This window comes from Prauserella cavernicola, from assembly GCF_016595675.1.
GTDB lineage: Bacteria > Actinomycetota > Actinomycetes > Mycobacteriales > Pseudonocardiaceae > Prauserella_A > Prauserella_A cavernicola.
On sequence record NZ_JAENJH010000084.1, the window covers coordinates 1 to 283 of the forward strand.

The 283-nt window shown below is 74.9% G+C and carries 1 pseudogene; it reads left to right on the forward strand.

Annotated elements, in window-relative coordinates:
• Nucleotides 1-283, forward strand: a pseudogene (locus tag JHE00_RS34805) (macrolide family glycosyltransferase); the annotation flags it as partial.

Below are 283 nucleotides of genomic sequence, written 5' to 3' on the forward strand. Positions count from 1 at the left end.
CTGCTGCCGATGGCCCAGCCGGAGTTGCCGCTGAGACTCGTGTTCCTCCCGGCCGCGTTCCAGATCGCGGCGCACACGTTCGACCCGACGTGGCGGGTCGTCGGGCCCACGCTCGCTCCGCGGGTGCGGGAGCCCGTGCGCGACGACCGGCCGCTGCTCGTCGTGTCGCTCGGTTCGGCGTTCACCGACCGCCCCGACCTGTTCCGCGCGTGTGCCGCCGCCTTCGCGGGCTCGTCGTGGCGCGTGGTCATGGCCACGGGGCGGACCCCGCTCGACGAGCTGG